General features: G+C 65.1%; 17 protein-coding genes. 8 read left to right on the top strand and 9 right to left on the bottom strand.

Annotated features, from left to right (window positions below):
• Positions 1 to 2: 2 nt before the first annotated feature.
• Positions 3 to 410: a hypothetical protein gene (locus ABIB78_RS27185; RefSeq protein ID WP_429029848.1), complete on the top strand. Its 408-nt coding sequence runs from the start codon at positions 3 to 5 to the stop codon at positions 408 to 410.
• A 616-nt stretch (positions 411 to 1,026) separates the two neighbouring features.
• Here the strand turns inward: ABIB78_RS27185 and ABIB78_RS27180 are convergent.
• The 5 genes from ABIB78_RS27180 to ABIB78_RS27160 all read right to left on the bottom strand — a co-directional run bounded on the left by ABIB78_RS27180 (position 1,027) and on the right by ABIB78_RS27160 (position 9,155).
• Positions 1,027 to 2,619, bottom strand: a complete 1,593-nt coding sequence (locus tag ABIB78_RS27180; RefSeq protein WP_429029846.1) for an ABC-F family ATP-binding cassette domain-containing protein — start codon at positions 2,617 to 2,619, stop codon at positions 1,027 to 1,029.
• Between the two features lie 138 nt (positions 2,620 to 2,757).
• Positions 2,758 to 4,077, bottom strand: a complete 1,320-nt coding sequence (locus tag ABIB78_RS27175; RefSeq protein WP_429029844.1) for an Hsp70 family protein — start codon at positions 4,075 to 4,077, stop codon at positions 2,758 to 2,760.
• 121 nt (positions 4,078 to 4,198) lie between these two features.
• Positions 4,199 to 5,575: a carbohydrate porin gene (locus tag ABIB78_RS27170; RefSeq protein ID WP_429029842.1), complete on the bottom strand. Its 1,377-nt coding sequence runs from the start codon at positions 5,573 to 5,575 to the stop codon at positions 4,199 to 4,201.
• 16 nt (positions 5,576 to 5,591) lie between these two features.
• Positions 5,592 to 7,967 (bottom strand): glucose/quinate/shikimate family membrane-bound PQQ-dependent dehydrogenase, encoded by a 2,376-nt coding sequence (locus ABIB78_RS27165; protein ID WP_429029839.1) that lies wholly within the window; start codon positions 7,965 to 7,967, stop codon positions 5,592 to 5,594.
• Positions 7,968 to 8,255: 288 nt separating this feature from the next.
• Entirely contained in the window at positions 8,256 to 9,155 is a 900-nt protein-coding gene (locus ABIB78_RS27160; RefSeq protein ID WP_429029837.1) for a LysR family transcriptional regulator, read from the bottom strand.
• Between the two features lie 94 nt (positions 9,156 to 9,249).
• Here ABIB78_RS27160 and ABIB78_RS27155 point away from each other — a divergent pair, with 94 nt between their 5' ends.
• Positions 9,250 to 10,119, top strand: coding sequence for an aldo/keto reductase family oxidoreductase (locus ABIB78_RS27155; protein ID WP_429029834.1), 870 nt, complete (start codon positions 9,250 to 9,252; stop codon positions 10,117 to 10,119).
• On the opposite strand, the gene ABIB78_RS27150 is transcribed toward ABIB78_RS27155, so the two are convergent.
• Complete coding sequence (locus ABIB78_RS27150; RefSeq protein WP_429029832.1) at positions 10,120 to 11,076, bottom strand: LysR family transcriptional regulator; 957 nt, start codon at positions 11,074 to 11,076, stop codon at positions 10,120 to 10,122.
• 100 nt (positions 11,077 to 11,176) lie between these two features.
• Here ABIB78_RS27150 and ABIB78_RS27145 point away from each other — a divergent pair, with 100 nt between their 5' ends.
• Both ABIB78_RS27145 and ABIB78_RS27140 read left to right on the top strand, forming a co-directional pair.
• Positions 11,177 to 12,358, top strand: a complete 1,182-nt coding sequence (locus ABIB78_RS27145) for an MFS transporter (protein ID WP_429029829.1) — start codon at positions 11,177 to 11,179, stop codon at positions 12,356 to 12,358.
• 23 nt (positions 12,359 to 12,381) lie between these two features.
• Entirely contained in the window at positions 12,382 to 13,416 is a 1,035-nt protein-coding gene (locus ABIB78_RS27140) for an aldo/keto reductase (protein ID WP_429029826.1), read from the top strand.
• Between the two features lie 30 nt (positions 13,417 to 13,446).
• Here the strand turns inward: ABIB78_RS27140 and ABIB78_RS27135 are convergent, their stop codons facing one another.
• Positions 13,447 to 14,349, bottom strand: coding sequence for a helix-turn-helix transcriptional regulator (locus ABIB78_RS27135; protein WP_429029824.1), 903 nt, complete (start codon positions 14,347 to 14,349; stop codon positions 13,447 to 13,449).
• Positions 14,350 to 14,648: 299 nt separating this feature from the next.
• On the opposite strand from ABIB78_RS27135, the gene ABIB78_RS27130 reads away from it, so the two are divergent.
• Both ABIB78_RS27130 and ABIB78_RS27125 read left to right on the top strand, forming a co-directional pair.
• On the top strand, positions 14,649 to 16,289 hold the full coding sequence (locus ABIB78_RS27130) for a flavin-containing monooxygenase (RefSeq protein ID WP_429029821.1): 1,641 nt from the start codon (positions 14,649 to 14,651) through the stop codon (positions 16,287 to 16,289).
• 91 nt (positions 16,290 to 16,380) lie between these two features.
• The gene (locus ABIB78_RS27125; RefSeq protein WP_429029818.1) at positions 16,381 to 17,574 is read left to right on the top strand and encodes a serine hydrolase domain-containing protein; all 1,194 of its coding nucleotides are present in this window, start codon (positions 16,381 to 16,383) and stop codon (positions 17,572 to 17,574) included.
• A 58-nt stretch (positions 17,575 to 17,632) separates the two neighbouring features.
• Here the strand turns inward: ABIB78_RS27125 and ABIB78_RS27120 are convergent, their stop codons facing one another.
• Both ABIB78_RS27120 and ABIB78_RS27115 read right to left on the bottom strand, forming a co-directional pair.
• Positions 17,633 to 19,066 carry a sensor histidine kinase gene (locus tag ABIB78_RS27120; RefSeq protein WP_429030064.1) on the bottom strand — a complete coding sequence of 478 codons (1,434 nt, stop codon included), beginning with the start codon at positions 19,064 to 19,066 and terminating at the stop codon, positions 17,633 to 17,635.
• A gap of 5 nt (positions 19,067 to 19,071) precedes the next feature.
• Positions 19,072 to 19,746, bottom strand: a complete 675-nt coding sequence (locus ABIB78_RS27115) for a response regulator transcription factor (protein ID WP_429029816.1) — start codon at positions 19,744 to 19,746, stop codon at positions 19,072 to 19,074.
• A gap of 334 nt (positions 19,747 to 20,080) precedes the next feature.
• Between ABIB78_RS27115 and ABIB78_RS27110 the strand changes: the two genes are divergently transcribed.
• Positions 20,081 to 20,659, top strand: coding sequence for a class I SAM-dependent methyltransferase (locus ABIB78_RS27110; RefSeq protein ID WP_429029813.1), 579 nt, complete (start codon positions 20,081 to 20,083; stop codon positions 20,657 to 20,659).
• Positions 20,656 to 21,330, top strand: coding sequence for a DedA family protein (locus tag ABIB78_RS27105; RefSeq protein ID WP_429029810.1), 675 nt, complete (start codon positions 20,656 to 20,658; stop codon positions 21,328 to 21,330). Before ABIB78_RS27110 ends, ABIB78_RS27105 begins: the two co-directional genes overlap by 4 nt.
• The last annotated feature ends 144 nt before the right edge of the window (positions 21,331 to 21,474 follow it).

The following is a 21,474-nucleotide window of genomic DNA, read 5'->3' as shown; positions in this document are numbered from 1 at the left end:
CGATGCATCCCTTACGCAAACTACGGGAATCTGGAAAGGCTACACCCGCCCAGGTGAGCGCGCTCCTTGCCGAAAACATCGTATTCAATAGCCCCTTCCTGGTACGGCCGATTGAGGGGCGCGAAGTCATCGCAGAAATATTCGCCCAGTCGACCTCAACGCGAGGTTCCGGTGCCTATACAGCCGAGTTCAAGCTTGATGGGCGTACCACCTTCTTGCGATGGGAGGGAACCATAGACGGCCGCAAGATCGAGAGCTTGGAGATCATCGTAGATAACGAGCAGGGGCTGATACTGGAGCGCACGATTGCGCTTCGACCTTATCCAGCGGTGAAACTATTCCGCGACGCCATGTATGCATCGCTCAAGGATAAGCTGCCGCCTGATGTTTGGGACTACGCAACGCCGTAGTATGAACACCACGGACATTGCGCGGAAGCGTGCAAAGCGTCGCGGCGAGGAGATCGCAGCGCCGGCGCGCCCCACATGGGGAGGCGAGCGGCCCTCGGCTTGCGCAACTGCTCGCACTTACTGAATGGAGAAGGAACCCATGAACGAGTCGCTGGCTAAAATTCTCGACGCGCATGGTGGCTTGAGCGGTGGAGCACCTACACCAGGGTTGAGGCTACTTTGGCCGCGGTTTGTTCCGGCGGTAGCTCAAACGGTGGGTTTTGGTCTAGGAGGGCCGAAAATGCTTTGGCTTTCAATGGGGATTGACTGACTCCCTCTCCGCCATCCAATCAGATGTCCAGCCCGGAGACATGGGTGACAGATCGTACCTAGGACATGGGTGACAGCCTCGTGCCGAACGGGTTGTCCAGGGGTTGCAAGGTTTCAATCTCGGTACTGACCACGCTGATCGAGGAGCTCGCGCGCTGGGACAGCGAAGCGCGCCGGCCCAAGACCGTCGGTCGCGGCAGCCGCTGGCTACTTTGCATGGGGTTGTTTTCGATATTTTGGTGGGAGCCGCGGCCACCGGGCGCGATCGACCCTTGCCAAAAGATGACCCCGACAATCCCATCTATCGTCATCGGGTATCGGCACCGAGCTCGAACCTGCGCGTGATCGCGATCGCCTCGAGGAAGGCTTCATCGTGGCTCACGACCAGCAGGGCACCGTCATAGGCGCGTAGTCCGGCTTCGACCGCTTCCATCGAGTCGATGTCGAGATGGTTGGTCGGTTCGTCGAGGATCAGGAGCGGCGGTGGCGTTGGGCCACCCAGAACACAGGCCAGACCGGCGCGGAGCAGTTGGCCGCCGCTCAGGCTCGCGACGATCTGCAGGGCGGCATCGGCGCGAAACATGAATCGCGCCAGCGCCGCCCGACAGGCGTTCTCGTCGGCATCCGGATTGATGCGCCGGAAATTGTCCAGGATGGAGGCTGACGCATCGAGCAAGCTGACCGCCTGATCGAACATCGCAAAGCGGGTCATCACCTCGACGGTGCCGCGCGCCGCGGGCAGGTCGCCGCTGACGAGCTTGAGCAGCGTCGTCTTGCCGGCGCCGTTGGGGCCAGTGATCGCGACGCGTTCCGGGCCAGACATGAAGAAGGTGAGATCACGCAGGATCGGCGCTTCCGCTGCGTAGCCGGCGTCAACAGCCTCGATCCGCAGCACTATCCTGCTCGGCGGCAGAAGCGTCGACGGCAGCTGTACCGAGAACGGCTGCATCACCTCGATGCGCTGGCGCGCCGCGGTGGCCAGTTCGAGTGCCTGCGTTCGCCGACGCTCGGCGAGGCGGGCATTCTCGCCGCCGGTATCTTCGCTGCGATCCTTGCGCAGTCCGGCGGCGATGCGCGGCAGATCGCCCTTGGCGCGCTTCTTTGCACCGGCACCGTCCTTGCGCGCCTTCCGTTCAGTCGTTTCCCTTGCCTTGTGGTCGAGCTCGGCGACACGCTTCTCGGCATCCGCCAGATCGTGGCGTGCTGCGGAAAGCTCGATGGTCTTGCGCGCACGGTACTGGCTCCAATTGCCGCCATAGCGTCTGGCTTCGAGCGAGGTCAGTTCGACGATCGCATCCATGGTCTCCAGCAGCTCACGGTCGTGGCTGACGATGATGGCGCCATGCCGCCAGTCGGCGAGCAGGTCGATCACTGCCATGCGTCCGGCGCGGTCGAGATTGTTGGTGGGTTCATCGAGCAGCAGAAAGTCGGGCTCTGCAAAAGTCAGCGCGGCGAGGCGCGCCCTGGTGGCCTGTCCGCCGGACAGCATCGCCAGCGGGGCGTCGAGCACATCGTTCAGCCCGACGCGCGCGAGCGCCGACGCGATGCGGGTATCCAGCGTCCAGTCGAGATCCGCAAGCTCCTCAGTGGTCGCAAGGCCCTGCTCGGCGCGGCGCAACGCGGCCAGTGTGCGGCGCGCGCCGAACAGATCGACGACGCATTCGTCCGGCTTCACCTGAACCGTCTGATGCAGCATCCCGACACGTCCCTGAACCGAGACCGTGCCGGACTGCGCGGCGCGCCGGCCTGCGATCAGGCCGAGCAGCGTGGTCTTGCCGACGCCGTTGCGGCCGACAAGGCCGGTCCGTTCGGGTCCGAAACTGAGATCGATACTGGAAAGGAGAACCCGGCCGTCAGGCGCGGACAGGGTCAGATGGGAAAGCGTGATCGATGCAAGCATGGCGATGGATATCCCCGTGGGCAAGGCTGATGGGCTTTGCTGTCCGGATCAAATCCATGGCTGTCGGCATCCTCTCGAATTGACGATTGCAGTGGTGTAGTCGCGTATTGGGCCGGGATCAAGGCGCGAAACCGTTGGTCACGCCGCTTCGGCGAAGGTCCAGCGGTCGGGATCCGGGGTGTGGCCGATCAAGGCGAGACCATAGGCGATCGATTCGAACTGGTCCGCCGAGGTCAGCCGCGCTTCGCCAAAGCGCTCCGCGAACAGGCGCTGCACGGCCGGCACGAACGAAGTGCCGCCGGTCAGGAACACCTTCTCGACGTCGCGCGCGGTGATGCCGGCTTTCGCCAGCGCCTCGTCGACCGTCGCGCCCAGCCGTTCGATGTCGTCGGCGATCCAGGATTCGAAATCGTCGCGCGTCACGGTCGCGCCGATATCGATGCCTTCGCGGGCAAAGCGGAACTCGACGCGGTCGCGGCTCGACAGTGCGACCTTGGTGTCGGACACCGCGCGGTATAGCGCAAAGCCGAGATCGTGGTCGACGATGGTGATGAAATCGTGCAGCGGCGCCGGATCGAGCGCGGTACGCGCGAGCTGCTGCAATTCGCGCAGGTCACCATTGCCCCTCATCATCGCGAGCTGATGCCAACGGGCGAGGCTCGAATAATAGTGATTGGGGATCGGCAGCACCTTGTCGAACGAGCGGTAGTTGCTGCCCTTGCCGAGCCGCGGCGACACGATATGGTCGACGATGCGGTAGTCGAAGGTGTCGCCGGCGATGCCGATGCCGGCATGTCCGAGCGGCTCGGCGCGCAGAATGCCGCCCTTGCGCGAGAACCGCATCACGGAGAAGTCGCTGGTGCCGCCGCCGAAATCGGCGACCAGCACCGTTGCGTCATGGTCGAGGCTGCGAGCAAAGGAGAACGCCGCGCCGACCGGCTCGTAGACATAGCGTGCATGGCCGGCGCCGAGCCGCTCGAACGCGGCCCGGTAGCGCTGCATCGCGAGCTCATCATTGGGATTGCCGCCGGCAAACTTCACCGGGCGGCCGACCATGATGGTCGGCGCGCCGAGATCGAAGCCGTCGCCGGCATGGCGCGTCAGCGTGCGCAGGAACGCCGCGAGCAGGTCCTCGAACTTGTAGCGCTGCCGGAAAATCTGGGTGGTGTTGAATGCCGAGCTTGCCGCAAACGTCTTGAACGACTGGATGAAGCGATGGATCGTCCGCCCCTCGAGGAACTGCTCGATTGCCCATGGGCCGCCCTCGGCGTGCGGATGCAGGCCGGCACCGGGCCGCTCCTCCCAGAAGCACAGCGCGGATACATAGACGTTATGCGTGCGGCCGCCATGGTCGAAGCGGATCGCCTCGACGCGGCCGTCGCCGTCGGACAGTGCGACCACGGTGTTGCTGGTGCCAAAATCGACGCCAATCGAGACGGCGGGCGGGGCGCTCGACATGTCATGCTCGGATTGTCTGTGAAAGGGGGCGGACCTTTAGCGGCTTTGGCCGGATTTGCCAACCCGTCTGGACGTCGCCGAGTTCACGATCCAGGGAATGACAACGGGGGCATGCGCGGTGTCAGAAATTCGCAACCGTCTTCAGACCGAACACCAATGCGTTTGCGTTCCTGCTGGTCCCGCCGGGGTCGACGACATACTGGATGTTCGGCCGCACCTGCAGGCCGGCGAGCGGCCGGTAGGTGTAGTAGAGTTCCATGACGTATTCGTTGCCCTGGACGGCGATCGGACCGAGGCCGGCCAGATTCTGCAGCTCCTCCGACCAGGCGATGCGGTCGTTGACGTGGGTGGTGCCGACGGCAAATCCGATGTCGTCCTCCGGCCGCGACGAGAGTGGGCCGGTATAGGTGAGACCGCCAGCGATTTGATAATCGGTGGTCGCCGTGCGGCGATCGGCCATCGTCGCGTTGAAAAACAGGCTGAGCGCGCCCGCGGAATTGACTTGCGATGCGCGGATCACCTGCTGAACGAAGCTGACATAGGCGCCGTAGCGCCCGCGGCTCTGCAGCAGCGGCTGCCCGGTCAGGACGGCCGGATTGCCGTTGACGTCGGTGATCACATCGGGGGCGGTCGATGTGTCGTACCAGCCGCCGAACTTGTAGCTGCCCTGCAGACTGCCGAACTTCGGCAGCCAGGCGAGCTCAGCCGGGATGAGCAGGCCCGTGGATCCCGAGTAGAACACCGGAAGCGCCGACTGCGAGACCTTCAGGTAATTGGGGTTGGCGTCATACACGCCGAACTGAAAATAGCCGAAGCCCGGCAGATTGAACTTAAGCCGGGTGGCCCATTGGCTGACCGGCCAATTGTAGATGTAGTTGCCGACGAGGTTGCCGGGCTGCGCGCCGCAGAAGGTCAGGTTCTGGAAATCGCAGGCGAACGATGCGAAGTCCTCGCCGAAGGTGATCCGGCCGATCTTCCAGTCGACCAAGCCGTCGATGAACTTCTGGTCGTACCAGAACTGCGTGAGCCGCAATGTCTGGCCGCGTCCAAACAGCTCCTGCACCTGCTGCAGCGTGCCGAGGCGTGCGTCATCGCTCAAATTGCTGCCGTTGCGATCGGTCCACGTGACCTGGATCGTGCCGCCGGGCACGACGCCCAGTTTGGCAAGATCGAACGTGGTGCCGAAGGTCCATTGATCGGTGTAGGCAACCTGCTGCCGCTGACCGCCCGTTGCATTGCCGGCGAGTTCGCTGGTGTAGCCGAACTGGAAATCGATGCCGGCATTCAACAGCCAGGTTCGCGCGCCGTCCCAATCGCCGAGCAGCCAGGGAATCGGTGCTGGCACTGGCGCGGGCGTCGGATTGGTCGCGGCGCCGGGAACTGTCAGATCGGCAGCATCGGCGGCGTGGCCGCCGGCACAGACCGACATCGCCGAGAGACCCAGCCATAGATAGAACGCCGTCGGATGCCTCGCTCGATCACCGGATGACGCAAGCATGACGACGCCCCCGGGTTCAGTCCTTCAATGCGTAGGCGATGACGTAGTCGCCGCGTTTGGTGCCGAACGAGCCGTGGCCGCCGGCCGCGGTGACGACGTATTGCTTGCCGTCGACCTCGTAGCTCATCGGCGTCGATTGGGCGCCGGCGGGCAGGCGATCTTCCCAGAGCACCTTGCCGTCACGTACGTCGTAGGCCCGGATCGTGTACTCATAGGTGCCTGTGTAGAACGCGACGCCGCCGGCAGTCGTGATCGGCCCGCCTAGCATCGGCACACCCATCTTGAACGGAAGCGGCAGCGGCGTGGTGTCCCTGATCGTGCCGTTGGGATGCTGCCAGACGATCTTCATCGTCCTGAGGTCGATGGCGGCCATCGAGCCCCATGGCGGCCGGTAGCACGGCACGGAGAGTGGCGAGAGGAAGCTCGAGATATCCACCCCGAACGGCGTGCCATACATCGGCTGCACCCCGACCTCGCTGCCGACCGGCTTCTCGGCCGTCGGCGCCGGAGGATTCTGCGGACCGCGTGGAATGAGCTTTGAGGCGAAGGGCAACGACATCGGATTGGCGATGGCGATCTGACGCACCGGATCGATCGCGATGCCGCCCCATTCGAACATGCCGAGATTGCCGGGGAAGACGAGCGTGCCCTGCAAGGACGGCGGCGTGAACGTGCCTTCGTAGCGCAAGCGGTGGAACATGATCCGGCACAGCAGCTGGTCGAAGATCGTGCCGCCCCACATGTCGGCACCGGTCAGCTTCGCTTCCGGGCGGAAGGTCAGTTCGGAAAACGGCTGTGTCGGCGCGGTGCGGTCGCCGGGCGCGGCGCCCTGCGGCACCGGGCGTTCCGGTGCCGGCACGATCAACTCGCCGGTCCTGCGGTCGAGCACGAAGATGTTGCCCACCTTGGTCGGCTGGATGATCGCGGGAACGACGCCCTTGGCCGTCGTCACATCGACCAGGCTCGGCTGCGAAGGAATGTCCATGTCCCAGAGATCGTGATGCACGGTCTGGTACGACCAGGCGCGCTTGCCGGTATTCACATCCAGCGCGACGATCGAGCTCGAATAGCGCTCGACCAGCGCGTCGCGATTGCCGCCCCAGATGTCGGGCCCGTTGTTGCCGGTCGGGATGTAAACCAGATTCAATTTCGGATCGAACGAGGCCGTGATCCAGGAATTCGGTGAGCCGTTGGTGTAATGGCGTGTCGGCGACGGCAGCGCGTTCTCGTCGGCTGCTGCGGAGTCCCAGGCCCAGACCAGTTTGCCGGTGTAGACATCGAAGCCGCGGATCACGCCCGACGGCACCTCGACCGCGTAATTGTCGATCACCGCGGCGGCAACGACCAGGATCCTGTCACTGACGACCGGTGGCGACGTCGGCTCGAAGAAGCCGGCGGTCTTGATCCCCATCCCTTGCTGCAGGTCGAGGATGCCGTGATCGGCAAAACCATCGCAGAGCTTGCCGCTGTCGGCATCGAGCGCGATCATCCGGCCGTCATTGACGGGCAGGAAGATCCGCCGGGGGCATTCGGCCGGCGCCGGACTGTTGCTGCTATCGACGGCACCTGCCGCAGTCTCGTGATAGGAGACCCCGCGGCAGGTCATGTGCTGGAGCGTCTTGTTGTGCACTAGCTTGGGGTCGTATCGCCAGCGCTCCGTCCCGGTCTTGGCGTCGAGCGCAAACAGCACCTGGTGCTGCGAGCAGAGATAGAGCGTGTCGCGCACCTTGATCGGGGTGACCTCGAAGGTCGTTTCGCCGGAATCCTCTGGCGTCGCCACGTCGCCGGTGCGGAAGGTCCAGGCGACCGTTAGCTTGCCGACATTGTCCGGCGTGATCTGCTTCAGCGGCGAATAGCGTTGTCCGAATTGCGTGCGTCCATAAGCGCGCCAATCGCCATCCGGTTGCGGGTCGGCTTCGCTTTGCTGCACGGCAGGCCCGGAGGAGGCAATCGTGCCATTGATGTCGTGATAGCTCGACAGCAGCCCGGCTACGAGTACGGCCGCAGCCGCCATCACGCCGACCCAGAGCGGCGCCGTCGCGCGCGTGTAAGATATCGGCTCGCTTCGCGCCAGCCCGCGAACGATTATCGGCGTGAGCAGCCAGAGCGCCATCGGGAAGACGACGTCGCCGCGCGCTGCGAGCGGCCACCAGTCGAATCGCACCTCGTAGACGGCCCACGCCAGCGTGCCGACCAGCACGATCGCAAACAGCCATAGCGCCTGATGGCGCTGCGTCAGCAACAACGCAGCCGTGGCGAGAATGCCGATGCCGAGGAGGATGTAGAAGATGGATCCGCCCAATGCCGCGAGCCAAATCCCGCCGCCGGCGAGGACCAGGCCGATCAAGGCGTAGACAATGCCGGTGATGAAGACTGCCCTGGATCGCTGCATGGTCGCTCCGGTGCTGAAGAGGGGCCGGGCTTGTCCCGCGCAAGCGCAACAGACCGCGTCCGCCTTTACGAACTCTCGTTCAGTCAACCATAACTTGCAACCTGGAACTGCGACGTTGATGCTACACAAGCGCGCAAAGTTGCTATGCGAAACCCGCTGAAGCAAAACCGTTCAAAATGCGCGTGCGATGTTCGCGACAAGCAACGCAGACCTGGTGCGCCAAAGTCGTTCGGCGTCAAGAAGGCGTGCGGCGTTGCGCATGTCATGATCGGGCAGTCGCGCGGACATTCATCCAGCCTTGATAAAATCGATGAATGCCCGCAGTGGTGCGGGGACGAGACGGCGGCCCGGATAGTAGAGGAACGGCCCCGGGAAGCTTTGCCACCACGGCTCGAGCACGGGTTCGAGCGCGCCGCTGTCGAGATGCGGGCGCAGCCAGTCTTCGAACAGCTTGATGACGCCGGTCCCGGCGAGCGCCGCGGCAACGGCAAGATCGGTCGCCCCGGCGACGCTGACCAGCAACGGCCCTGCCGGATCGACGCGAACGACCTCGCCATCGCGTTCGAACTCCCATGGAGCAATCATCGCACCTGAGGAGAAACGGCCGCGAAGGCAGATGTGGCGGAGCAGGTCGCGCGGGTGCTGGGGCCGGCCGTGTCGGTCGAGATAGGCAGGAGCAGCGGCGGTCGCGAAGCGCTGGACGCGCGGCCCGATCGGCACCGCGATCATGTCCTGCTCGAGGCGTTCGTCATAGCGGATCCCGGCATCGAACCCGGCTGCCAGAACGTCGATGAAGCTGTCCTCAGCGGTCACCTCGAGCTGGATGTCGGGATAGGTGGCTAGAAAACGCGGCACGATCGCGGGCAACACCAGCCGTGCGGCGCTGACCGGCACATTGAGCCGGAGCGTGCCCGCCGGTCTGTCGCGAAAGCTGTTGACCACGTCGAGGGCCGATTCCACCTCGCTCAGTGCCGGGCCGAGCCGTTCGAGCAGGCGCTGGCCTGCCTCGGTCGGCACAACGCTCCGCGTGGTGCGATTGAGCAACCTGACACCGAGTTGTGTCTCCAGCCGGCTGACGGCCTCACTAAGCCCCGATGCGCTGCCGCCGCTCGCGCGGGCGCCGTCGCGAAAGCCTTTGGCGCGGGCTACCGCGACGAAGGCGTTCAAATCACCCAATTCGACTTTCATTGTTCGCTTCTCCGAACGGCTCGTACGGATTGTGCCCGATTATCGCGCAGACAGACAACGGCTAGCTGTGTGGCGTCTTTAGAGGAGATCGATGATGTCCAGCACAAGCCAGTCCGGCAGGTTCACCCTCGGCGATCGCAATGTGCGCCGGCTTGGCTATGGCGCGATGCAGCTCGCAGGACCCGGCGTGTTCGGCTCGCCGAGGGATCGCGGCGCAGCATTGGCCGTGTTGCGCGAGGCCGTTGCATCCGGCGTGGATCATATCGACACCAGCGATTTCTACGGCCCGCACATCACCAACCGGTTGATCCGCGAGGCGCTGCATCCCTATCCGGACAATCTCGTCATCGTCACCAAAGTCGGTGCCAGGCGCGGCGCCGACAAGTCCTGGATCCCGGCCTTCTCGCCCGCAGAGCTCACCCAGGCGGTGCACGACAATTTGCGCAATCTCGGCATCGACGTGCTCGATGCCGTCAATCTCCGCGCCATGTTTGACCCGCATGGACCGGCCGAGGGCTCGATCGAGGCGCCGCTGTCCGTGTTGGCCGATCTTCAGCGGCAGGGCCTGGTGCGTCATATCGGGCTGAGCAACGTGACACCCGCGCAGATCGCGGAAGGACGACGGATTTGCCAGATCGTCTGCGTGCAGAATCACTACAATCTAGCGCATCGGTCCGACGACGCCTTGGTCGACGACCTTGCCCGCGACGGCATCGCCTATGTGCCCTACTTCCCGCTCGGCGGGTTCACTCCGCTGCAGTCGTCCGCCCTGTCCGATGTCGCAACGCGCCTCGGTGCGACGCCGATGCAGGTCGCGCTCGCCTGGCTGCTGCGTCGCGCCCCGAACATCCTGCTGATCCCCGGCACGTCTTCCGCCGCGCATCTGCGCGAGAATCTGGCCGCAGAAAAGCTGGTTCTTCCGGAGGATGCGATCAGCGAGCTGAATCGCATTGCGGCAGGGTAACTACGGTCCCGGCACGACTTTCCATTTTCCATCCGCGCCACGCCGCAGCGCCGGATCGCCGATGCGGATGTGTTGTGCGAGAAAATCGATGAAGGCGCGTACCCGTGCCGGCAGCGGGCCGGCATGGCCGACATAGACCGCGTGGATGTCCTCGCGATCGCCGGGATTGAGATTTTGCAGCACGGGCACCAGCCGTCCGGCCTCGATGTCGGGACCGATGTGAAACAGCGCCAGCCGTCCGAGCCCGATGCCGCCGAGCGTGAGTTGCCGCGCGGTTTCGCCGTCGCTGGCGCGCGCGACCGGCGGCGGCAACGCCTCCTCGATCTTTTCGGCCCGGCGGAATGGCCAGCCGCGGATGCTGCGTGGAAAGGTCCAGCCGATGCCACGATGGGCGGCGAGGTCAGCCGGGGTCTTCGGCGTGCCGAAGCGGGCGAGATAGGAGGGCGCGGCGACCACCGCCATGCGGCTGGTGCCGAGCTTGCGCGCGATCAGCCGCGAGGCGCCGAGCGGGCCGGCACGGATCGCGACGTCGGCGCGCTCCTGCATCAGATCGACCAGCGTGTCGGTCAGCACGATGTCGAGCGTGATGTCGGGATGCTCGCGCATGAAGCGCGGCAGCAGCGGCATCACGTGGAGCATGCCGAACGGGATGTTGCTGTTCACAGTGAGATGGCCGCGCGGCACGCAGGAGGCGGCTTCGCGCTCGGCCTCCTCGATATCGGCGAGGATGCGCTGGGCGCGCTGGTAGAAGGCCAGGCCTTCCTCGGTGAGCTGGAGCTTGCGCGTGGTGCGGTTGACCAGCCGCGTGCCGAGCCGCGTCTCGAGCCGGGAGACCAGCTTGCTGACGCCCGACGGGGTCAGCCGCAGGCTGTTCGCGGCAGCCGTGAAGCCGCCGAGATCGACGACGCGGACGAACACGTCCATCTCGCCGGAGCGGTTGGTGTCTGTTCGGGACATCTTGAATTCAAGTCACAAATGATTGGATTGCCGCCATTCTAATCCTTCCTCGCCCGGACCGCTATCTCGCATTGCGGAATCCTTCCGTCCGGAGCGACACATGCCTGCTGCAGTCCTTGCCTTGACCGCCGGTGCCTTTGGCATCGGCACCACCGAATTCCTCATCATGGGACTGTTGCTGCAGGTCGCCGCCGACATGCAGGTCTCGGTCTCCGCGGCGGGCCTGTTGATCTCCGGCTACGCGCTCGGCGTGTTCGTCGGCGCGCCGATCCTGACGCTGGGGACGCGGCGGATGCCGCGCAAGGCGGTGCTGCTGGCGCTTATGGCTATCTTCACGCTCGGCAATGCCGCGTGCGCGGTGGCGCCGAACTACGAGCTGCTGATGGCGGCGCGCATCTTGACCTCGCTGGCGCACGGCACCTTCTTCGGCGTCGGCTCGGTGGTGGCGACCAGCCTGGTCCCGGAAGACAAGCGCGCATCGGCGATCGCCACGATGTTCATCGGGCTGACGGTCGCGACCTTGCTCGGCGTTCCCTTCGGCGCATGGTTCGGCCTGATGCTCGGCTGGCGCGCGGCGTTCTGGGCGGTGGCCGTGATCGGCGTGGTCGCGTTCATCGTACTGGCGGTGCTGGTCCCCGGCCATGTCGGAGCCAAGGACAAGCCCGCGCCGCTGCGCGAAGAGCTCGCCGTGCTTGGCCGCCCGCAGGTCCTGCTTGGGCTCGCCATGACGGTGTTCGGCTTCGGCGGGCTGTTCGCGGTCTTCACCTATGTGCAGCCGATCCTGACGCAGCTCACCGGATTTTCCGACGCCGCGGTATCGCCGATCCTGCTGGTGTTCGGCGCCGGCCTTGCGATCGGCAACGTCGCGGGCGGGCGGCTCGCCGACAAGGGACTCGCGCGTGCACTGCTGGTGTCGCTCGGCGGCCTCGCCGTCGTCCTGGTCGCGCTCGCGGCGGTGGTCTCGATCAAGGTCTTGGCGGTCGCGCTGTTGTTCGTGCTCGGCATCGCAGCGTTCGCGACCGTGGCACCGCTGCAGCTTCGCGTGCTCGAAGCCGCCGGTGTGGAAGGGCGGACGCTGGCCTCCAGCCTGAACATCGCGGCCTTCAATCTCGGCAACGCGCTCGGCGCCTGGGCCGGCGGCGTGACCATCGATCGCGGCCTCGGCTTCGGCGCGCTGCCGCTGGTCGCCGCTGTCATCACTGCGGTCGGGCTGTTGCTCGCGCTGTGGAGCCTGCGCCTCGATCGGCCGGTCGCGCTCGCAGCGCAGTGCCCGGCCGAGTGAACGGCATCGGAAGGAGTTTCGTCATGCAATATCGCAATCTCGGCGCGTCCGGCCTGAAGGTCTCCGTGCTCAGCTTCGGCACCGGCACCTTCGGCGGCCAGGGACCTTTGTTTTCGGCCTGGGGCCGCAGCGGTGTCGACGAGGCGCGGCGGCTGATCGACATCTGCCTCGAGGCCGGCGTTAATTTGTTCGACACCGCCGATGTCTATTCGAACGGCGCATCGGAGGAGATCCTCGGCGCCGCGATCAAGGGTCGCCGCGACAAGGTCTTGATCTCGACCAAGACCGGTTTGCCGACGGGCGACGGCCCGCTCGATGCCGGCACGTCGCGATACCGGCTGGTCGCAACCGTCGACGCCGCACTGCGCCGGCTCAACACCGACTATATCGACCTCCTGCAGCTTCATGCCTTCGACGCCTTCACGCCGGTCGACGAAGTGTTGTCGACGCTCGATGCGCTGGTGCGCGCCGGCAAGCTGCGTTATGTCGGCGCCTCGAATTTCTCCGGCTGGCATCTGATGAAATCGCTCGATATCGCCGAGCGGCACGGCTGGCCGCGCTATGTGGCGCACCAGGTCTATTATTCGCTGGTCGGCCGCGACTATGAATCCGAGCTGATGCCGCTCGCGCTCGACCAGAGTGTCGGCGCGATGGTCTGGAGTCCGCTCGGCTGGGGCCGGCTCACCGGCAAGGTCAGGCGGGGCCAGCCGCTGCCGAAGAACAGCCGATTGCATGAGACCGCGCAGTTCGGGCCGCCGGTCGACGACGAGAAGCTCTACACGATCGTCGACGCGCTAGACGGCGTGGCTGCCGAGACCGGGCGCAGCGTGCCGCAGATAGCCATCGCCTGGCTGCTGACGCGGCCGAGCGTGTCATCCGTGATCATCGGCGCACGTGATGAGGCGCAACTGCGCGACAATCTCGGCGCGGTCGGATGGTCGCTGACATCGGACCAGGTCGCGCGTCTCGACAAGGCGAGCGCGGTGATGCCCGCTTATCCCTATTATCCCTACCGCATCCAGGAAGGCTTTGCGCGTCTGAACCCGCCGCCGGTGTGAGTCCGTCGCAGGCCAGCCGGCGTCGCGATCTCACGCTTGCGCGGTGTGCTCGCAGACCTGCCGGCGATATTCCGCCGGCGTGACGTTCATGTGCTGCCGGAACACGCGATTGAGGTGGCTTTGATCGGCAAAGCCGCTCAGCAGCGCGATCTCCTTCAGCGCAACGCGGTCCTTGCGCAGGTGCTGGCATGCGTGCTCCACCTTGCGCCGCAGGACGTAGGCATGGGGACGCGTGCCGTAATGCACGCGGAATTTGCGGGCGAACTGCACCGGCGTGCAATTGCAGATGTTCGCAAGCTCCTCGAGCGTGATGTTCCGGAAGATGTTCTGCTCGATATAGTCCTCGATCAGCCGGGCATGCGCCGGCCTGAAACGTCCCTGCGCGCACGGCATCTTGAATTCGATCGCCGCATATTTCCGCAGGATGTGCACGCTGGCCTGCAGCGCCAGCGCGTCATAGCAGAGGCGTCCGCCCGGACCGCCTGCGGCGACCTCCTGAACCATCTGGTCGTTGATCCAGGTCAGCATCGGGTCTTCGGCCTTGAGCAGGTCGTGAAGCTCGATCGTCTCGGCGTCGCGGTCGAAGGCATCGCTCGCGGTCTTCATCATGAGGGCAGGGGCGATATAGAAATGGGTGACCTCGATGTCATTCTTCCAGTGCCAGCTGGATGGCTCGGCGCGGGTCAGCAATGACGTGACGCCGCGACCGACGTGATCCTGCTTCCACGCGCCGGTGACGCGGCGGTTCATCGACGTCACGCCGTCGCGATAGAGCACGAGCAGGAAGTTTGCCGACGGGGGCACCCAGATATCGGATGGTCCATATCGGAAGATCCGCAGCCGGAAATCGTTCCTCCCGACTGAGGCGCTGTCCAGCTTCAACTCACCGGGCGCGTAGCGCGGCAGCTCCTCGACCGTGATCAACTGGCCCATCGCGCAACCCTCCTCCCTGGAATCCGTGGCGCGGTTGAGCGCTTCTCGTTGGCCGGACGGCGGAGCGCAGAATAGGCCGCTTTCGCCGTTTGCCAAGCCGACCAACGGCCGATGGCTCGATTGCACGGCCACGTTCCAGAGATTGTCGGTTTCATCCAAGCCATCAGGTCGCACGACCCGTAGCCTCCTCTGCGTCTCGGCGACAGCGCCAGCGGCCGGGATCCAATTGACGCAACGCACCATCACCCGGCGACACGGCGGGTATGAGCGGGTGCGAAGCAAGACAACAGGAGGAAACGATGACCGAGACCGTCACAAGGTCGAATGGAAGCAATGGTGCGCGTGCAACGATCAAGTTCGACGCAGTGGTCGTCGGCGCCGGTGTCGCCGGTCTCTACCAACTGTTCCGCCTGCGTGAGCAGGGACTGAGCGTGAAGGCGATCGATGCCGGGTCGAGCGTCGGCGGCACTTGGTACTGGAACCGTTATCCCGGCGCGCGCTTCGATTCTGAGGGCCACACCTATCAGTATTTGTTCTCCGAGGAGCTCTACAAAGGCTGGAGCTGGAGCGAGCGGTTCCCGGGTCAGCCGGAAATCGAGCGCTGGCTGAACTATGTCGCCGACCGCCTCGACCTCAGGAAGGACATCCAGTTCGGCACCACGGTGAAGAGCGCGCACTTCAACGAGGCGACGCAGCGCTGGCTGGTGACGACGGACCAGGGCGATGTGATCGACGCACAGTTCCTGGTCACCTGCTGCGGCATGCTCTCGGCGCCGCACGTGTCCTTCCCGGGACAGGAGACATTCAAGGGCAAGCTGTTCCACACCGCGCGCTGGCCCAAGGGAGCGATCGAGCTTGCCGGCAAACGCGTCGGCGTGGTCGGCAACGGCGCGACCGGGATCCAGGTGATCCAGTCGATCGCCGGGGAGGTCGGTCATCTCAAGGTGTTCATCCGCACCCCGCAATACATCATCCCGATGAAGAACCCGAAATGGGATGCTTCGGACGCCGAGGCCTACAAGTCGAAGTTCAAGTTCCTCACCGAACGGCTGCCGAAGACGTTCACCGGATTCGAGTTTGACTTCGAACACGTCTGGGCCGATCTGACGCCGCAGCAGCGCCGCCAGGTGATCGAGGACTGCTGGAATGACGGATCGCTCAAATTGTGGGTTTCGTCCTTCGCCGAGTTGTTCTTCGACGAAGCGATCAACGCCGAGATCACCGAATTCGTGCGCGAAAAGATGCGCGAGCGGATCAAGGACCCCAAGCTGTGCGAACAGCTGATTCCGTCCGATTACGGTTTCGGCACGCACCGGGTGCCGCTGGAGAGCAATTTCCTCGAGGCCTTCCACCGGCGCAATGTCGAGATCGTCAGCGTCAAGAACAATCCGATCGTCCGTATCACGCCGGAGGGCATCCAGACCGCCGACGGCACGGTGCACGCGTTCGACGTCATCATCCTGGCGACCGGCTTCGACGCCGGAACGGGGGCGTTGACGCGCATCGACATTCGCGGCCGCGACGGGCGATCGCTGAAGGACGATTGGGGCAGGGACATCCGCACCACGATGGGCTTGCAGGTCCACGGCTATCCGAACCTGTTCACGACAGCGGTGCCGCTCGCACCCTCGGCCGCGCTTTGCAACATGACCACCTGCCTGCAGCAGCAGGTCGAGTGGATCGCCGATTGCATCAGATATTTGCGCGGCAAGAACCTCAGCGTCATCGAGCCGACCAGGGACGCCGAGGATCAGTGGGTGGCGCATCACGACGAGACCGCCAACGCGACACTGATCGCGAAGACCAACTCCTGGTACCTCGGCTCGAATGTCGAGGGCAAGCCGCGCCGGGTGCTGTCCTATTGCGGCGGCGTCGGCACCTATCGCCAGAAATGCGACGAGGTCGCCGCGAGCGGCTATCGCGGCTTCGCCGTGCAGTAGCGTCCGATCGCGACTTGGCGCCGCGGTCTTCGATGACCACGCCGCCGCTCACGATTGATCACATCACAAAGCAGATTATCGGAGGACGACAATGAGCACGAATTTCAGTGCGACGGCAGATGCGATTCTCGACGGCGTGGTGACCTCAAACCCGCGCGTTCCCGGCGTCGTAGCCATGGTGACCGACCGCCATCGCAACATCTATGAAGGTGCCGCCGGCAAGCGCCGCCTCGATCAGGCAGCGGACATGACGACCGACAGCGTGTTCGCCATCTTCTCGACCACCAAGGCGATCACCGGGACGGCCGTCCTGCAACTCGTCGAGGAGGGCAAGCTCGATCTCGACGCGCCTGCCAAGACCTACGCGCCCGACATCGGCAAGCTCCAGGTGATTGAAGGCTTCGACGAAGAAGGCGAGCCGCGGCTCCGTGCGCCGAAGCGCGACATCACCACCCGCATGCTGATGGTCCACAGCGCGGGTCTGAGCTACGACTTCATCAATCACACCTACAACCGGCTCGCGCAGGAGAAGGGGCAGCCCAGCGTCATCACGGCGTCCAAGGCTTCGCTGATGACGCCGCTGCTGTTCGACCCCGGCGAGCGATGGGAATACGGCACCAACATGGATTGGTGCGGCCAGATCGTCGAAGCGATCGCCGGCCGCCGGCTCGGCGAAGTCTTCAGGATGCGGATCTTCGAGCCGCTCGGCATCAGGGATACGACGTTCGAGCTCACCGACGCGATGCGCCGCCGCCTCGCCGGCATTCACGCCCGCAACGCCGACGGCTCGCTCACGCCGATGGATTTCGAATTGCCGGCCAATCCGGAAATCCACATGGGGGGCCACGGGCTCTACGGCACCATCGGCGACTACATGCGCTTCATCCGGATGTGGCTGAACGACGGCGCCGGCGAGCATGGCCGTGTCCTGAAGGCGGAGACCGTGCGGATGGCGGAGAAGAACCATCTCGGAAGCAACAAGGTCACCGCCATCACCGGCGTGATCACCTCGCTTGCCAACGACGCCGAGTTCTTCCCCGGCCAGTCGAAATCCTGGGCGCTCAGCTTCATGATCAATGACGAGCAGGCTCCGACCGGCCGCCCGGCCGGCGCGCTCGGCTGGGCCGGCCTTGCCAACCTGTTCTACTGGATCGACCGGCAGAATGGCTTCGGCGGATTCTGGGCGACGCAGATCCTGCCGTTTGGTGACCCGACCTCCTTCATCGGCTACATCAATTTCGAGACCGCGTTCTACGAGGCCCAGAAACTGCGCAAGGCGGGGTAGGGCGTTTTCGAGCGAGGTGGATACCGGTTCGCGTAAAGACGACGCGTCATGGCGAGAATCAAGAGTCCGTTCCGATTTCGTCGGAACGGCTCTGGTCGCGGCGCGCTGCGGTTACCGCCGCTCGATCGGCCGACGGCTGGACCTTCGGGAACACCATGCGCATGCAGGCGCCGCCGGACGGCGTCTGATCGACCTCGATCCGGCCGCCGTGAAGGTGCATGATGGTCTGCACCAGGTCGAGACCAAGGCCGGCACCACGTCCGCCCGGATGCAGCCGACGGAACGGCTCGAAGATCTGCTCGCGCTCGTCGGGCGGAATGCCGTCGCCGTCGTCGCAGACCTCGATCCGGCCGGCTGCTGTCACCCGAACCAGGATCGTGCCGCGCCGCTGGCCGTGGTCGATGGCGTTCTGCACGAGGTTGGTGAGGGCACGTTCGAGCGCGGTCTGGTCGCCGCTCACCACAATCGTCTCGTCGTTCTGCTCGAACGACATCTCATATCCCGCCGCGAAGGCCAGCGGCGCGAGATCGAGGACGACCTGCCGCGCGACGCCGACGAGGTTGACGGAGCCGAACGTGTCAGTTCGCTGATCGAGCCGTTGCAGGTCAAGGAGCTGGCCGGCCATGACGCTGAGGCGGGTAGCGTCTTCGAGCAGATAGGTCTTCTCCGGCCCGGCCTGCAGTGAGGCAACTCGTGTTGAAAGAATCGCGATCGGAGTCCGGAGCTCGTGTGCGGCATCGGCGAGGAAACGCCGGTGGCGCTCGTAACCCTTGTCGAGGCGTTCGAGCGCGGCGTTGATGGCCTTGACCAGCGGGGCAATCTCGATCGGCACCTCATCGAGCGGCAACTGCGCGCCGCGCCGGTCGATGTCGATGCGTTCGGCCTGCGCGGCGACTTGGCCAAGTCCCTTCATGGCCCGGCGCACCACGAATGGGGTCGCGACCAACGTCGCCAGCGTCATCAGCACGACGATCGGCAGGATCATGTTGAGGAACAGCTGCGGTGTGATCTCCAGCGCTCGCCACATCGAGAGCTCGCCGTATGTTCCGGTCAGGATCTGGATCCGTCCAGCCGGCGTGTCGACCGATTTGACGAGCCCAGCGGGACGCGGGGCCTCGGCGGCGTTCCACTTGAGCACCGCCTCGCTTACATGTTCGAGGGCCGATGCGATCGGTGCGAATTGCGAGGGCACGGTCCCTTCGGAGATTTGGTGACCGTCAGCGTCGCGGATGATGAACCAGAGATCGGCGTGCTCGGCGCGCAGGGCGGCCAATTCCGGCGTCTGGCGCAGCGTCAGTCCGCCCGCTTCATCGCGTGTGACGGCGTCCCGCAGCGTATCGAGGGTACTGCCTTGGTATTCGCCGATCAGCAGCCCTGCCCATAGCAGCCCGATCGCGGCAGCTCCGATCAACAGAATCAGGAGGGTCAACGCAATGGCCTGCAGGCCCGCGAGGCGTCCGACCAGGCGCCAGGTGAGGGATCGCGGTCGCAGCACGCTCACGGTGTCTCCCGCAGCACATAGCCGAGGCCACGAACGCCGTTGATCGTGACACCGGCGTCGGCCTCGGTGAGCCTGCGGCGCAAACGCGACACATGGCTGTCCAGCGCGTTGGGCTGCACGTCGTCGTCGAGGCCGTAGACCGCCTCCATCAGCGCGGAGCGCTGCACCATGCGTCCCATCCGGTGCAGCAGCGTCTCGAGCACCAGCCGTTCGCGACGCGGCATCTCCAGGGGGCGTCCGTCGACGCTGGCCTCGCGATGGGTGAAGTCGAACGCCAGGCGGCCGATCCGCGCGACGTGCTGCTGCACGTTGGCGGGCCGCCGCAACAGCGCCCGCAACCGCGCCAGCAACTCCTCGAACGCAAACGGCTTGCCGAGATAATCGTCGGCGCCGCTGTCGAGGCCCGAGACCCGTTCTGCCAGCTCGCCGCGGGCGGTCAGCACCAGCACCGGCACGGTGTTGCCGCTCGCGCGCAATTTCGGAATCAGCGACAGTCCGTCGCCGTCAGGCAATTGCCGGTCGAGCACGATCGCGTCGTAACTTCCCGCAGCGGCAATCGCCTCGGCTTCCAGAAGATCCGGCGCGTGATCGACCAGCATGTCGTGGCGCGCGAGTGCCGCACGCAGCGCCGCGACCATGTCCGGCTGGTCCTCCACCAACAGCACCCGCATTCGTCGTCTTTATCCCCGTATCGGTTCGTCATCCGATCTGCCGGCTTTATGCCCGATTCATTGCGGCAACCTTGCGGTTTTCTCCGCGCGAATGCGTCGCGGAGCGAAATTTCGGACCCGCGCGCATTCGCGACAGGCTTGCGCAAGCTTCGCATGAGACAGAGGCGTCGGTCGGAGCGGGTCGAATCGTCCCATCTCCGGCCGACACTGTTCAACCGGCGGGAGCCTACCACACACGATGGAGGGCACCCGCAATGCGAAAGACACGCGATGGCCTTGTTATCGAATCCGTGGCGCCAGACCGGCTGTGCGCTCACCGTGCGGGAGCTCCAGCATGTCAGCCGCTGACATCCTGCCGTTCTTCCGCGCCTGGGTGCGTAATCCGCTGCAGGTTGCAGCGGTCGCGCCGTCCGGGCTCGCTGTCTCGTCGCTCATGGCGCAGGAGATCACGGCGGACACTGGGCTGGTGCTCGAGCTTGGCCCCGGCACCGGCGTCTTCACCCGCGCATTGCTGAAGCGCGGCGTGAGGCAGCGGGATCTGACGTTGGTGGAGTACGGCTCCGAGTTCATCCCGCTGCTGCAGCGGCGCTTCCCCGGCGCGCGGGTGCTCTGGATGGATGCCGCCTGGCTACGGAGGGAGAGGCTGTTCGACGGGGCGCCGGTCGGTGCGGTCGTGAGCGGCCTCGGGCTTCTCATGATGCCGCCGGAGAAAGTCACGACCATTCTCCACGGCGCCTTTGGCTATCTCCGCGCCGACGGGGCGTTCTACCAGATCACCTATGGTCCGCGCTGTCCGGTCGCGGACGCGATCCTCGATCGCCTCGGTCTGCAGGCGAGCTGCATTGGGCAGACGTTCCGCAACCTGCCGCCGGCTTCCGTGTACCGGATCAGCCGCCGCCACCCTCACGCTTGATCGAGGCCGCCATGGATACGTCGAGCACGATCGCAATGTTTCTGCACTTCGGCCTGGTCGGAGTTGGCTGCCTCGCCATTGCGGAGAAGTTCATTCCGCTGCTGCCCTCCTATGTGCTGCTGATGCTGCTCGGTCTGACGGTCTCCGACGGCGCGACGCTCGCGATGACCATCCTTGCGACCAGCGCGGGGTCGGTTGTCGGCGCCATCGGCTGGTACGGGCTAGGCCGCGCGCTCGGCTCGCGGCGCGTCGAGGGGCTGGTGACGCGCTTCGGCAGGTTCGTGTTACTGCGGCCTTCGCTCTACCAACAGCTCACCGACGCCTATCGTGGCAATCATTTCTGGGTGACGCTGATTGGCCAGACCCTGCCCACGGTGCGGATCTATCTGGCCCTCCCCGCCGGTGTGCTGCGGCTGGAGCCGCGTGCCTTCGTGATGGCGACGGCGATCGGCACCGTGATTTGGAACATGCCGTTCCTCACTCTCGGCTATGCCCTGCGCGGCAGCGGCCATGATCCGGTCAGCCTCGGCTTCTGGGTGGTGGTCGTCCTGATCGCCGTAGAGGTCGCGCTCTTGCTGGGATTTCGTTTCTACAAACGCTCGCGCGCGCCGCGCCCTCTTGGGAAGCCGCGCGCACTAGCCGCACGCTTGCCGGTGGAGGAAGGCATATGAGAGCCCTGTTGTCCCGCCTGTGGCCCGGTCCGGATGCGATCGAGCGTGCTGCCGCGACACTGCTGGTCCTGGCCGCGAGCTATCAGTTCGGTCACGCTGCTTCCGGCGGGCGATATCGCGCGGCAGAGTTCGCGCTGCTGGTCC

It is taken from the genome of Bradyrhizobium sp. I1.14.4, from assembly GCF_050435825.1.
Classification (GTDB): domain Bacteria; phylum Pseudomonadota; class Alphaproteobacteria; order Rhizobiales; family Xanthobacteraceae; genus Bradyrhizobium.
This window is presented reverse-complemented; position numbering and strand designations above follow the sequence as displayed.